This is a genomic window from Streptosporangium sp. NPDC020145, assembly GCF_040631275.1.
In the GTDB taxonomy this organism is placed as follows: domain Bacteria; phylum Actinomycetota; class Actinomycetes; order Streptosporangiales; family Streptosporangiaceae; genus Streptosporangium.
In genome coordinates, this window is the sequence record NZ_JBEXZT010000026.1 from 89,783 (window position 1) to 103,383 (window position 13,601).

General features: G+C 70.7%; 10 protein-coding genes. 1 reads left to right on the top strand and 9 read right to left on the bottom strand.

The window, feature by feature from the left end:
- Window positions 1-47: 47 nt before the first annotated feature.
- From ABZ463_RS33565 to topA, 8 genes are all read right to left on the bottom strand, one after another.
- Entirely contained in the window at window positions 48-722 is a 675-nt protein-coding gene (locus ABZ463_RS33565) for a permease-like cell division protein FtsX (RefSeq protein ID WP_362782352.1), read from the bottom strand.
- Window positions 719-1,318: a sigma-70 family RNA polymerase sigma factor gene (locus tag ABZ463_RS33570; RefSeq protein WP_362782355.1), complete on the bottom strand. Its 600-nt coding sequence runs from the start codon at window positions 1,316-1,318 to the stop codon at window positions 719-721. The genes ABZ463_RS33565 and ABZ463_RS33570 overlap by 4 nt, the downstream gene beginning before the upstream one ends.
- 124 nt (window positions 1,319-1,442) lie before the next feature.
- Window positions 1,443-2,597: a glycosyltransferase family 4 protein gene (locus ABZ463_RS33575; protein ID WP_352012749.1), complete on the bottom strand. Its 1,155-nt coding sequence runs from the start codon at window positions 2,595-2,597 to the stop codon at window positions 1,443-1,445.
- Entirely contained in the window at window positions 2,594-3,295 is a 702-nt protein-coding gene (locus tag ABZ463_RS33580) for a hypothetical protein (RefSeq protein WP_362782359.1), read from the bottom strand. Before ABZ463_RS33580 ends, ABZ463_RS33575 begins: the two co-directional genes overlap by 4 nt.
- 416 nt (window positions 3,296-3,711) lie before the next feature.
- The gene (locus ABZ463_RS33585; protein WP_362782362.1) at window positions 3,712-4,893 is read right to left on the bottom strand and encodes a DNA polymerase III subunit delta'; all 1,182 of its coding nucleotides are present in this window, start codon (window positions 4,891-4,893) and stop codon (window positions 3,712-3,714) included.
- Between the two features lie 21 nt (window positions 4,894-4,914).
- Window positions 4,915-6,978: a dTMP kinase gene (tmk, locus tag ABZ463_RS33590; RefSeq protein ID WP_352012746.1), complete on the bottom strand. Its 2,064-nt coding sequence runs from the start codon at window positions 6,976-6,978 to the stop codon at window positions 4,915-4,917.
- Between the two features lie 133 nt (window positions 6,979-7,111).
- On the bottom strand, window positions 7,112-8,344 hold the full coding sequence (locus tag ABZ463_RS33595) for a metallophosphoesterase (RefSeq protein ID WP_362782396.1): 1,233 nt from the start codon (window positions 8,342-8,344) through the stop codon (window positions 7,112-7,114).
- 144 nt (window positions 8,345-8,488) lie between these two features.
- Window positions 8,489-11,146: a type I DNA topoisomerase gene (gene topA, locus ABZ463_RS33600; protein WP_352012745.1), complete on the bottom strand. Its 2,658-nt coding sequence runs from the start codon at window positions 11,144-11,146 to the stop codon at window positions 8,489-8,491.
- A 155-nt stretch (window positions 11,147-11,301) separates the two neighbouring features.
- Here topA and ABZ463_RS33605 point away from each other — a divergent pair, with 155 nt between their 5' ends.
- A complete protein-coding gene (locus ABZ463_RS33605) occupies window positions 11,302-11,487 on the top strand; it encodes a DUF5703 family protein (protein WP_312863762.1) in 186 nt (61 codons plus the stop codon).
- Between the two features lie 199 nt (window positions 11,488-11,686).
- Here the strand turns inward: ABZ463_RS33605 and ABZ463_RS33610 are convergent, their stop codons facing one another.
- On the bottom strand, window positions 11,687-13,504 hold the full coding sequence (locus tag ABZ463_RS33610; RefSeq protein WP_362782367.1) for a chaplin family protein: 1,818 nt from the start codon (window positions 13,502-13,504) through the stop codon (window positions 11,687-11,689).
- Window positions 13,505-13,601: the final 97 nt, after the last annotated feature.

A 13,601-nucleotide genomic window follows, 5' to 3' on the forward strand; every position in this document is an offset into this window, starting at 1 on the left:
AGCCACCCTACGCGTCACGGCCGTCCCTGGGGACTCCCAAGCCCGGGTTACCTGCCCCTGCCCTTCACCGAGCACGACGGTCGGTCCTCGTCCCCGAAGACCGTGTCGATGATGACCGACCGCAGGGAGGCGCGTTCGCGGAGGCACACGGCGTCCACGGCGACGGCCACCCCGGGTAGTTCGCTCGCGGCTCCGAGCAGCGCCGCCCGGTCCGCGCCCGGCCTGACCTGGACGATGAAGGTTTCCGGCATATCCGTGATCTTCACGGTCTTCAGAAGAGCAGGGTTTTTGTCCTCGTACTGCCGCTGGAAGCCCTCGTAGGCCGTCCGTTGGTCCCTGAAGGAGACACTCTCCACCTCGGGCCGCCCCTGAAGCGCCCGCTGGATGCCGGCCTTCTCCGTCTCGGTCGCCTTCCCTCCCGCACATCCGGGGTGCACGGTCGCGTCACCGCTGAGGCACAGGAAGACGTTGACGCTCGATGTATCGGACTCGTCCATAGCCCCCACGGACATGGCGACGACCTCGCTCCGGTCGGGAGAGGACAGAACAGCGGCGACCCGTACCGTCAGGAACACGGCGACGGACGCGGCGGCGGCGACAACCGCGACCGGGATCACCCACCGCCTGCGACGGCGCGAAGGCACGGTCAGCGGGCGGACGTTCACGGCGGTCGAGGCGGCGGCGGACAGGGCGTCGCGCAGACGGTTCTCCGTCTCGGTCATGGCTGCTCTCCAAGGTCTCTAAGGTCTCCAGGGTCTCCAGGACTTGCCGGGGCTCCGGACGCTCCAGGCGCTCCGGGGTCACCGAGGGCTCTGGCGAGGGCGGCCAGTCCGCGCGTGATGGTGGACCTGGCCGTGCTGGCGCCCACGCCCATGGTCTCGGCGATCTCGGGGTCCGACAGGTCGAAGTAGTAGCGCAGCGTGAGCGCCTCCCGCTGCCGCCTGGGCAGCCGGAGCAGGGCGAGAAGCACCTCACGGCGTTCCTCGCCGAGCAGCGCCGCGTGCTCCGCCGACCAGACGGGCGGCTCGTACGGCACGGCCCGCCGCCATGCCACGGCCCTGCGTCGCAGCACGGAACGGCAGCCGTTGAGCACCGCGGAGCGGACGTAGGCCAGCGCGCGCCCGGGGTCGCGCAGGCGGCGTCTGCCCGCGTGGGTGCGGGCGAACGCCTCCTGCACGACGTCCTCGGCCGTGGGCTGGTCGCCGACCATGAGCAGCGCGAGCCGTACCAGCCCGAGGTGGTGGTCGGCGAACAGCGCCGCGATGTCGGTGCCGTCCCTGATCGTTGGCTCTCCGTGGGAGAGCAGTTCGGCCTTCACATCACAGAGACGCCGCCGATCGGGATCTGCTGCTTCATCCGGCGAAAACCTCTGCCCGCCGAACCCGGACCCACCCGGACCCGGCCGCTCGAAACCGGCCGCTCGAAACCGCGGGCCGTGGCCGTCAGCGGGTGAGGTCGGCGAAGGCCCTCTCCCAGCGGGCGGAGATCGTGGAGATGTCGTACTTCTCCGCCGTCCGCAGGGCGTTGGCGGCCATCCTGAGCCTGCCCTCCTCGTCGTCGATCATCTCCAGCAGTCCCTCGGCGAGGGCGTCCACGTCGTCGGGCGGGACCAGCAGCCCGTCGTGGCCGGAGGTGATGATCTCCCGGGGGCCCCGGGGGCAGTCGAAGCTGACCACCGGGACGCCACAGGCGAACGCCTCGATGATCGTCATGCCGAAGCCCTCGAAGCGGGAGCTGACCGCGTGGATCGAGGCCTTGGCGAGTTCTCCCTCGATGTCGTCCGTCGGCCCCATGAACATGACGTTGTTGTGCAGGCGGAGCTTGACGGACGTCTTCATCAGCTTGTCGGCGATCCGGCCCTCGCCGTAGATGCGCAGTTTCCAGTCGGGGCGCTTCGTGATCACCTGGGCGAAGGCCTTCAGCAGCCGGTCGTAGCCCTTGACCGGCACCAGCCTTCCCGCGGCCAGCACGATGCGGTTGTCCTGCTTCGAGCGCGGGCGCGCCCCTCCGGCCAGGCCGTTGCCGATGGTGTAGACCCGGGTCCCCGCCTGGCCGAGCATGGCGCGGTAGTCGCGCTCGTCGGCCTCGGTGAGGGTGACGACCGCGTCGAGCCTGGGGTACCACTGCCGGATCTCCTCGAAGATCCCGGGCTTGTGCGCCTCGAAGTGCAGGTGCTCCTGGGCGATCCTCACGACCCCCCTGCGGGCGAACCTGGCGGCCATGATGTTCAGCCCGGCCCTGGTGGTGACGAGCACGTCGGTGCGCAGCCGCCGCAGTTCCCGCCTGAGCACCTCGTCGCTCCAGGCGGTGAAGGAGGGGTAGGCGCGTTCCTCGGGGTGGACGAGCGTGCTCTCCATCGCGCTCAGCCGCTCGGCCCGCTTCGTGTACGGCCAGCGGACCCGTGCCCCCGGCCGCAGGTCGACCAGCGAACGCAGCCTGACCTTCTCCCCCAGCGGCAGGAAGGGCCGGTCGGCGTGCTGGAAGACGCTGATCACCTCGACGTCGTGCCGTTCGGACATCTCGGTCGCCAGGTCGAAGGTGGCACGGATCGTGCCGCCCATGCCGTACGCGTTGAGGATCAGGTAGGAGACCTTCACGCGGCCTCCTCCTCGACGCTGAAGGCGACGGCCAGGCTGTCGCTGTCGGTGTAGTACGGCCTGACCCTGATCCGGCCCACGTGCTGGGCGGGAAAGCGCACCTTGGTCTTCTTGTCGGCGACGTCGTCGAGCCGGGCGGCCAGCGGCAGCCGTACTCCCGCGATCTCGGCGTGCAGGTCCCAGAAGACGCGCTTACGCGCCTGGCCGTCGGCCATCGGTTCGATCAGGACGCTGCCGCCGAAGCGCCGTCCGCTGAAGGAGGCGGGCCCGCTCACCGGTTCGGTCCCCTTGCGCGGCACGGCCACGAGCCTGGCCGCCCCTTCGTACTGCTCTCCGTAGGCGACCAGGCCCTCGACCTCGATCACCCCGCCGTCGGCGACGACCCCGGTGACCTCGACGTACGGCTCGACCTCGCGAACGGTCAGGGCGAGGATTCCCGCCGACGTACGGAAGGCCCTGACCTCCCGGTCACGGGGAGTCCCGGCGTAGGCGACCAGGTCGTCGAGGGAGAAGCCGGGGTCGTCGGTGGCCAGCGGCTCCCCCCGGTGGGAGGCCAGCCATATCCCGGCCCGCAGACCTGTCAGGTCTGTCCCGGAACGTTCCTCCCCTGTCTCCGCGTGCCGCAGAACGATCTCCGCGTCGTCGGCCGGAGCGGTCTGCCCCGGCCACTCGATCCGCAGTGTGTCGTCGTCTCTCACGCGGCTGGTGACGGCCCGCCGGCCCCCTGGCACCGTCACGTCCCCCCGCGATCCCATGCTGACCAAGAGTCCCCCGGTCCTTCCCTGTCCATCCCCGTCGAACAGGACATGTTCGGTAGTTTTATAACGAATGCATCGAAATTTGCTGGGAATTCTAACGATGCACACCCCAACTTTGAGGGGGATTAGCCGGGAATGGTTCCATCCGATCTAAGAACCGTTCCTCACCAAGCGGCACCCGCTCCCCGCGCGCCGGGCGTTCTCGCACGTCCTTGGCGGGCTCACGCCCGGCGAGCGTGAGCGAGGCCACAGGGAGGCGGAGCCGTCCCGGGCGGGGTTTCATCCCGACCTGCATGCCCAAGAGACGCCGAAACCCACCCGTAAGGTTGCTTACAGGTGGTGAAAAGTCCGAAAAATCAGGCGACTGGACGCCGTAGGGAGAGCGTCATCGCCTCCACGGCCATCTGCGGGTTGACGTTGGCGGCCAGCCGCTCCCGGCACCGCATGATCGCGTCGATCCTGCGCAGGGTGTCCTCCGGCGTCGAGGAGCGGGCCAGCCCCTCAAGGTCGTCCCTGCGGTCCTCGTTGGCCAGCTCGACATGCGCCCCGAACTGTACGGCCAGCACGTCCCGGTAGAACGCCACCAGGTCGAGCAGGGCCGTGTCGATGACGTCGCGCTTGGTCCTGGTCGCCCGGGACTTCTGCCGCTCCTCCAGGTCCTTGAGCGCGCCGGCCCCACCCCGGATGAGCCCCTTGTTGAGCCCCTTGCCCGAGGAGCCCTCACCGTAGATCTTCCGCAGCTCGGCGACCTCGGACTCGTTCAGGGTCGCGGTGACCGCGGCGGCCTCCTCCTCGGCGGTCTTCACCAGCCGTTCTGCGGCCGTGACGCACTCGGCGACGCCGGTCAGCGACCTGGGGATGGACAGCACCGCGTCCCGGCGCTTACGCGCCTGCTCGTCCAGCGCCAGCCTGCGGGCCCGGTCGATGTGCCCCTGGGCGGCCCTGGCGGCGAACTCCGCCGTGGCGGGCGGCACGTTCTCCCGGGTGGCCAGCACGTGTGCGACCGCGGCGGTCGGCGGGGTGACGAGCGTCACCTGACGGCAGCGCGACCTGATGGTGATCATCATGTCGTCGGGAGCGGGCGCGCACAGCAGCCAGACGGTCCTCGGCGGCGGCTCCTCGATCGCCTTGAGCAGCGCGTTCGAGGCGCCCTCCGTGGCACGGTCGGCGTCCTCGAACAGCACGACGCGCCAGCGGCCCAGGGTCGGCGCCCCGGCCGCGCGCAGGATGAGCTGACGGGTGTCCTTGATGCCGTACGACAGCCCCTGAGGCCGTACCGTCTCCAGGTCCGGGTGGGAGCCGACGGCCACCTGGTGGCACATGTCGCAGTGGCCGCACCCCTGGTCCCTGCAGAAGAGCGCGGCGGCGAAAGCCCTGGCCGCCTCCTCCCTGCCCGACCCCGGCGGGCCGGTGAACAGCCACGCGTGGGTCATCCCCGCTCCGCGCCCGCCCGCCAGGAGCTCGGCCCCCGCCACGGCGGCGCGGCGCAGCGTCAGGGCCGCCTGCTCCTGCCCCACAAGGTCATCGAAGACACCCACGCCATCAACCTACCGCCGGGATCAGTCGCGGATGACGGGGATGGTCCCCGTGGCGTCCTCCGCCTCCTGCGGCACCGGGTCGGGCAGCATCTCGCGCATCCGGTCGTGGATGAGCTGGGAGATCCGCTCCTGGGGAAGCGTCCCGTCGAGGACCAGATAACGCTCGGGTTCGGCCGCGGCCAGCGCGCGGAACTCACGCCGCACCCGCTCGTGGAACTCCATCGGCTCCGACTCGATCCGGTCGGCGGCCCCGCCGAGCCGGGCCAGCCCGACCGAGGGCGGGGTGTCGATGAGCACGGTCAGGTCGGGGACGAGCCCGCCCGTCGCCCACCTGTTGAGCCGCTCGACCTCCGCCTGGTCGAGCGCCCGCCCCGCGCCCTGGTAGGCCAGCGAGGAGTCGACGTAGCGGTCGGAGATCACCAGGGCGCCCCTGTCGAGGGCGGGACGGATGACCTTCTCCACGTGCTCGGCCCGGTCCGCGGCGTACAGCAGTGCCTCCGACCTGGCCGAGAGCCCCTGGTGCACGGCGTCGAGCAGGATCGCGCGCAGACGCATCCCCACCTTGGTCGAGCCGGGCTCCCTGGTCTGCACGACGTCGAAGCCCTGGTCCCGCAGCCAGATCGCCAGCAGCCGCGACTGGGTGGTCTTGCCCGACCCCTCGCCGCCCTCGAAGGCGACGAACACCCCCCTGCGGTGCCCGGAGCCGCCCGGCACCGGGCTGCCGTGCCCCCGCAGCGCCGCGACCAGGTCGGCCAGGACCGACATGCCGGGGCGGTCGTCCATCTGCCGCAGCGCGAGGAAGCCGACGGTCACCGCGAGCAGCGCCCCGATCAGCAGCACCAGGTTGGAGCCGTCGAACACGTAGACCGTCTCCCGGCGGAAGACGAAGTCGTGGCTGCCGAACAGGCCGGCCAGCGTCGGCACCACCGCGACGACCAGCAGCAGCGTGACCCTGGCCAGCGACTGCAGGAAGGAGAACGTACGGCCCCGCAGCCCGTCCTCGACCTCCAGGCCGATCATGGTGTAGCCGATGATCCAGGCCGTTCCCGCGCACGCCCCCAGCAACGTGGTGAGCATGACGACGATCGCCAGGTTGTGCACCAGCGCGACCGCGGCCAGCACCGCCCCGGCCCCGATGATCGACAGTCCGAACAGCCTGCGCCGGGACAGTTCCCGCAGCATCCGGGGGCCGAAGAACATGCCCGCCGCCATGCCGAGGAAGACCGCGCCGAACATCACGCCGTAGGCCGGGTCGCCGCCGCCGAGCGCCCGCACGTAGAGCTTGGCCACCCCGACCACCGCGCCCCCGGCGGCGAACGCGCCGATCATGCCGGTGATCAGACCGCGGACCAGCCTGTCCCGGCCGACGAAGCGCCAGCCGTCCACGATCTGCCGCAGCACCGAGGGCGTGGCGACCTTGACGGTCGGAGAGGTCGTCTTCGGGATCTCCCTGAGGGTGAAGATGATGACGGCCGAGGCCAGGTAGGCCAGGGAGTTGACGAACAACGCCAGCGAGGTGTCCGCGAGAGAGGGCACCAGGGCGCCCAGCAGGTCGGTGGTGAAGGACAGCACCGCGAACAGCAGCGCGGCGATCGGGGCCGTGCCGTACGTGACGAGCAGGTTGAGCTGGTTGGCGGCCTCCAGGCGCTCCTTGGGCACCAGGTTCGGCACCGTGGCGTCCTTGGCCGGGACCCAGAACAGGTTGACGCACTCGACCAGGAACGTGGCGACGATGATCCACTGGTAGTTGCCGACCAGCGGGATCGACAACACCAGCGCGAAGCGCGCCACGTCGGCCGCGACCATCGTCAGCCTGCGGTCGAACCGGTCGGCGAACGCGCCGGCGAGCGGGCCGAGCAGGATCGCCGGGAGCATCTTCGCCACGAAGACGCCGCCGATCGCGAAGCTCTGGATCCGGTAGCCGGACCCGGCCGTGAGGTTGCCCGCCAGGGCGGTCAGCGCGATGAGGTTGAGCCAGTCGCCGAGGCTGCACACCGACATGGCCGTCCACAGCTTGCGGAACGGCGCGTTGGCCAGCACGTGGGGAGGCTTGCGACGCGCGGTGTTCCGGCCAGGGGTGGTCATGATGTCAGCGTATCCAGGTGTTCGCCGGGCGGGGGAAGACACGGGACCAGGCGATGTGCCAGGCCGTTCGTCGCCTGAGGTTAGTACGTACGGCCCGGCCCGCGCAGCGGACGTGACAGGAAAACCCTCCGGTTCACCCTCCCGGGCGGAGTTCGAGCAGGGTGATCTCCGGCGGGGCCCCGACCCTGACCGGCGGCCCCCAGAAACCCGCTCCCCTGGTGACGTAGACCTGGGTGCCGTCGACCTCGCCGAGGCCGGAGACCATGGGCTGCTGGAACGGGACGATCAGGTTGAAGGGCACCATCTGCCCGCCGTGGGTGTGCCCGGAAAGCTGCAGGTCCACGCCGTACTTCGCCGCCTGTACGGCCTGCACCGGCTGGTGGGCCAGCAGGACGGTCGAGCGCCCCGGGTCCCGCCCGCCGAAGGTCCGCTCGAAGTCGGGCCCGCCCCCGCCCGCGGTCCCCGTGACGTCGTCGACCCCCGCCAGGTCGAGTACGGCTCCCGCGTGGGCGATCTCGACCCGCTCGTTCCGCAGCGGGCGGACTCCCAGGTCACGGAGCTCCTCGACCCACTCGTCCGGGCCGTTGGCGGTGTAGTACTCGTGGTTTCCGGTGACGAAGTAGGCGCCGTAGCGCGACTCCAGGCTCCGCAGCGGCCTGGCCAGCGGGCCGAGCTCGGCGACCGTGCCGTCGACCAGGTCTCCCACGACGGCCACCACGTCGGCCTGGAGCCCGTTGATCATGCGGACGATGCGCTCCGCGTGCCCGAGGCCGGTGAGCGGGCCGAGGTGGATGTCGCTGACCACGGCCAGGCGCAGCCCGCCCAGACGCGGGTCGAGGCCGGGCAGCGCCACGCTCACCCGCTCGATCAGCGGGTCGCCGAGGGCGGTGCGCACCCCCGTCCCGACCGTGACGAGCGCCCCGGCCCCGGCGACGGCGGCGGCCGTACGGGCGACGAAGTCCCTGCGGTTCATCGCCACCCCCTTCGGCTCCTCGCCGGAGGGCTCCTCGCCGGAGGGCTCCTCGCCAGGAGGTTCGGGAGCCCCGACGAGCACGGGGGCGGTTCTCGCGGGCGCTCGCCGCCGCAGTACGGCCAGCGCGACCGCCCTGGGCACCTCAAGAACCACGAGGAACACGGCCAGGTAGTACATCACCGCCAGCCACAGGAACCCCGGCCACGCCAGGAAACGCCTCCAGTCGCTGTGGGAGCCGACGAGCGTGACGGGGATGAGCGCTCCCAGCGCGACCGTCGCCAAGGTGAGCGCCCTGCGGAGCGGCCCCGGGGCGGTGGTCGCCCGGACGAGCCTGCGCCACAGGTAGTAGTGGACGAGGGTGGTCATCAGGACGATCAGCACCACGAAGCCCATCGCCGCCACGACTCGCTTTCTTTCGCGTCCGCTCGCCGTACCCGGCTCGTTTCCAAGAACGTCCGCAACCCCGGATACGTTCCGTGAAAACCACGAAAAAACGCCCGGGACCCCGGAAATCGGGGCCCCGGGCGGGAACGAACGTCAGGCCTTGGCCTTCGCCCTGGAGGTGGTGCGCTTCTTCGGCGCCGGGCCACGGGCGCGACGGTCGGCGAGCAGTTCGGCGGCGCGCTCGGTGGTGATCTGCTCGACCTCGTCACCCTTGCGGAGGGAGGCGTTGGTCTCACCGTCGGTCACGTACGGGCCGAAACGCCCCTCCTTGACCACGATCGGCTTCTTGGAGACCGGGTCCTCACCCAGCTCGCGCAGCGGGGGAGCCGCGGCGGCCCTGCCCCTGCCACGGGCCTTGGGCTGGGCGAACAGCGCCTCGGCCTGCTCCAGGGTGACCGTGAACATCTCCTCCTCGGAGGCCAGCGATCGGGAGTCGGTGCCCTTCTTCACATAGGGCCCGAACCTGCCGTTCTGCACCGTGACCACCTGGCCGTCGAGCTCACCCAGGCTCCTGGGCAGCGAGAGCAGGCGCAGGGCGTCGTCCAGGGTGACGGTGTCCAGGGTCATGCTCTTCAGCAGCGACTCGATGCGCGGCTTGGGCGCGTCGGCCTTCTTGGTGCGCTTCTTCCCCTCGGCGGGAGGCTCCTCCACCTCGGGGAGGATCTCGGTCACGTAGGGGCCGTAGCGGCCGTCCTTGGCCACGATCACGTTGCCGGTGACCGGGTCCTTGCCCAGCTCCCTGACCCCGGACGGCCGGGCGAACAGCTCCTCGGCCATCTGCGCGGTCAGCTCGTCGGGGGCGAGGTCCTCCGGGACGTTCACCCTGGCGCCGTCACGGTCGAGATACGGACCGTAGCGGCCGACCCGGATCATGATGTCGGTGCCCCGGATCGGGAAGGAGCTGATCTCCTTGGCGTCGATCTCTCCCAGCTCGGTGACCAGGACCTTCAGGCCCTCGTCGCCCTCGGCGCCGTAGTAGAAGCGCCGTAGCTCGGGGACCCGCTCGGCCCGGTCGTTGGCGATGTCGTCGAGGACCTTCTCCATGTCGGCGGTGAAGTCGTAGTCGACGAGGTGCCCGAAGTGCTGTTCGAGCAGGTTGACCACCGCGAACGCCAGGAAGGACGGCACCAGCGCCGTGCCCTTCTTGAAGACGTAGCCACGGTCCAGGATCGTTCCGATGATCGAGGCGTAGGTCGACGGACGGCCGATCTCCCGGTCCTCAAGCTCCTTGACGAGCGAGGCCTCGGTGTAACGCGCGGGCGGCTTGGTCGCGTGCGCCAGCACGTTGAGCTCGGCCGCGGTGAGACGGTCGCCCTCGGTCAGGGTCGGCAGCCGCTTCTCGGAGTCGTCACGGTCGGTCGCCGGGTCGTCGGCCCCCTCGACGTAGGCCTTCAGGAAGCCGTGGAAGGTGATCGTCCGGCCGGTGGCGGAGAACTCGACCTGCTCCCCCGAACTGGACGTCCCCGTCACCTTGACGTTGATCGACTCGCCGACCGCGTCCTTCATCTGGGAGGAGACGGTCCGCTGCCAGATCAGCTCGTACAGCCGGAACATGTCGCCGGTCAGCCCGGTCTCGCCGGGGGTGCGGAACTCCTCCCCCGAGGGGCGGATCGCCTCGTGTGCCTCCTGGGCGTTCTTCACCTTGCTGGTGTAGACCCTGGGCTTGTCCGGCACGTAGGCGGAGCCGTACAGCTTGATGGCCTGGCTGCGGGCGGCGGCGACGGCGGTCTCCGACAGCGTGATGCTGTCGGTTCGCATGTAGGTGATGAAGCCGTTCTCGTAGAGGCGCTGGGCGACCTGCATGGTGGACTTCGCGGAGAAGCCCAGCTTCCTGCTCGCCTCCTGCTGCAGCGTCGTCGTCCTGAACGGCGCGTACGGCTTGCGGGTGTACGGCTTGCGCTCCACGGAGGCGACCGTGTAGGCCGTACCGGCCAACCTGCCCGCCAGTGCCCGCGCGGCCTCCTCGTCCAGGTGGAGGACGCCCGCGGTCTTGAGGGTGCCGTTGCTGGCGAAGTCGCGTCCCTGGGCGACGCGCCTGCCCTCGACGCCGGTCAGCGCGGCGGTGAACTCGTGGGGAACCTCGTCGCGGCCGGTGTCGAACAGCGCCTGCAGGTCCCAGTAGCTCGCGCTGGTGAACGCCAGGCGCTCACGCTCCCGCTCGACGACCAGCCGGGTCGCCACGGACTGCACGCGCCCGGCGGACAGGCGGGGCTTGACCTTCTTCCACAGAACCGGGCTGACCTCGTAGCCGTAGAGACGGTCGAGGATGCGCCGGGTCTCCTGGGCGTCGACCAGACGCAGGTTCAGGGCACGCGGGTTGGCGACGGCCTCCTGGATCGCCCTCGGGGTGATCTCGTGGAAGACCATGCGGTGAACCGGGACCTTGGGGTTGAGCACCTCGCGCAGATGCCAGGCGATCGCCTCGCCCTCGCGGTCCTCGTCGGTGGCGAGGTAGAGCTCGTCGGCGTCCTTGAGCAGTTGCTTGAGCTTGCTCACCTGTGACTTCTTGTCGGGGTTGACGACGTAGAGCGGCTCGAACTCGTGGTTCACGTTGACGCCCAGACGGGCCCACGGCTCGCCCTTGTACTTCTCCGGGATGTCGTCGGCCTTCTCGGGGAGGTCGCGAATGTGTCCGATGCTGGACTCCACGACGTAGCCACGGCCGAGGTACCCAGCGATGGTCTTCGCCTTGGAGGGCGACTCGACGATCACCAGGCGGGTTCCGCCGACGTTGCCGTTCTTGGCTGGCACGCTGCTTCCTACCTCGCTGTTCCCATTCGTTCCCCGTTCACTTCCACTCGGGTTACCCGATCCGCATCGGGCACACTCCAAGTAAAGCCGCAAGGACGCACAATAAAGCCCTATGGGAGCCGACGTCCCCTGCACACCCTCGGAGACTAATCGCTGTGCTCGACTACTCCTACTTGGTTCTCCATCTTCCGCGTGGCACCTCCCGGGACGTGGCCCGGAGGATACTGACCGAACATGCAGAATACGGCGACTGGGAACTCGACCGTCTGCGACTGTATCCCGACGGCCGCCGTGACATCCGCCTGCGTCGCAAGATCATACGTGTGACCAGGACAATGTGACCTCTGTCATGGCTTTCGGCCATGCCCCTCGACGGCTTTCGACATGGCTTTGCCCGCCCCGGGCCGCGCCCCCGGAGCGGGCAAAGCTCTCGTGCCCCGCTCGATGAACGAAGATCGTCGATCTCCCCCGTCATCCGCGAAGCGTCCGGCGTCTCCCACAGATGATCGGAGGAGACATGTCTAGAGGGTTACTAACGCCTTACTTCTTGGCGAAGCGGATACGGCGCGCGGTCACGAAGAGAGCGGCGGAGGCGGCGGCCATGGCTCCGAGCAGCAGCGCGAAGAGCGAGCCCGAGTTCATCCCGGTCACCCCGATCGGCTGGGCGGCGCTCATCAGGCCGACCGGCAGCCCGGCGTCGACGGGCAGGTCCTTGCCGCCGAGCAGCGCGCCGCCCTTCCCCTGCGCGGGCCGGGGCGCCGACTGAGGCACCGCCTGGGGCGCCGACTGGGAGGTACGGGTCACCCCCACGATCCCGCCCCTCCCGAGGAGGCCGTCCACAAGACCGGCGGAGGCCGGACGCGGGCGCGAGCCGACCGGCGTCTGGGGCAGCGTGGGCAGGACTCCCTTGACGCGGCCGATCAGCCCCTTGACCGGGGCGGGAAGCACGGACAGCAGCCCTCCGACGACCCTGGGGGCCACAGCCGGGGGCGCGGCCGGGGGCGCGACGGGAGCCGGGGGGTTCCCCTTGCCGTAGGCCTGCCACACCTGACGCGCCCCGACGGGCACCCCGGCGACGGAACCGACCGGGTTCCCCACCCGGGAGCCGCCGAGGCAGCCCGCGGCAGCGTCACCGAGGGCGGCGACCGCGTTGCCGCACGCGTTCACCGGGGCCGTGATCGGCGCCGTCACCTGGTTGCCCGCCGCCACCCCGGAGGTCCCGTCGGTACGGTTGCCACCCGCGCCCCGGCCGTAACCGGCGCCGACCGAGGAACCGCCCCGGCACCCGGCGAAGGCGTCGCCCGCCACCGCGACCGCCGTACCGCACACGTTCACCGGGGCCGCGACCGGCGCCGTCACCTGGTTCCCTGAGACCACACCGGACCTGCCGGAGGTCGTGTTGCCGCCCGCGCCCCGCCCCGCGCCGAACCCGTTGATCGAGGAGCCGCCGACGCAGCCCGCGGCGGCGTCGCCCGCCACCGCGACCGCCGTGCCACAGACGTTCACCGGGGCCGCGATCGGCGCCGTGACCTGGTTGCCCGCCGCCACGCCGGAGGTGCCGGAGGTCGTGTTACCGCCCGCGCCGGGGCGGCCGGTGCCCGCGTAGCCGGTGTTCGGACGGGCGGGGACGCCGGGAACCTCGGCACCGCCCGTGCAGCCGGAGAAGGCGTTGCCGACCGCCCCGACCGCGAGACCGCAGACGTTCGCCGGGGCCGTGACCGGCGCCGTCACCTGGTTGCCGCCGAGCACCGACGACCTGCCCGAGGTGGTGTTGCCACCCGCCCCGCCGCGACCGCCGGACCCGACCACGGAGGCGCCGCCCCGGCAGCCCGCGACCGCGTCACCGAAGATCGCGATCGCGTTGCCGCAGACGTTCGCCGGCGCCGTGATCGGCGCCGTGACCTGGTTGCCGCCCAGGACGCTGGAGGTCCCGTCGGTACGGTTGCCACCGGCCCCGCCTGCGCCCCGGCCCCGCTTGACGACCGAGGCGCCGCCCCGGCAGGCCGCCAAGGAGCCGCCGACGACCGAGACGGCGTTGCCGCAGGCGTTGACGGGAGCGGTCACCGGCGCGTTGACCTGGTTGCCACCGAGCACGGACGACCTGCCCGAGGTCTTGCCGGGGATACCGCCTTTCTCGGCGGCCGAGGCGCCGCCCTGGGAGACCGCGGTCGACGTGCCTCCGACGGCCGCGGCGTTCCCGCTGATGTCGACGGGCAGGGTGATGGGAGCCTGGATCTGATTGCCGCCGCCGACCGAGTGCCTGCCGTCGGTGTCGGCGAGGGCCGTACCGCTGCCCAGGGACATGACGCCCAGCGCGAGCAGTGCCGCCGGGGCGGTGCCCTTGACCCACATACGCATGATTTATGCTCCTATGCGATTATTTATCGGTGCTTAATAGGGGAATGCCGGAAATTTCGTGATCGGCCGGAGGCCGTGCGGGGTCGGCTGAGCGCCC

What these genes read in the sequence shown, in the direction of transcription:
- tmk (WP_352012746.1), bottom strand. Translation starts at nt 6,978, where the DNA reads ATGACCACCCCTGGCCGGAACACCGCGCGTCGCAAGCCTCCCCACGTG.
- ABZ463_RS33595 (WP_362782396.1), bottom strand. Translation starts at nt 8,344, where the DNA reads ATGGGCTTCGTGGTGCTGATCGTCCTGATGACCACCCTCGTCCACTAC.
- ABZ463_RS33610 (WP_362782367.1), bottom strand. Translation starts at nt 13,504, where the DNA reads ATGCGTATGTGGGTCAAGGGCACCGCCCCGGCGGCACTGCTCGCGCTG.
- ABZ463_RS33565 (WP_362782352.1), bottom strand. Translation starts at nt 722, where the DNA reads ATGACCGAGACGGAGAACCGTCTGCGCGACGCCCTGTCCGCCGCCGCC.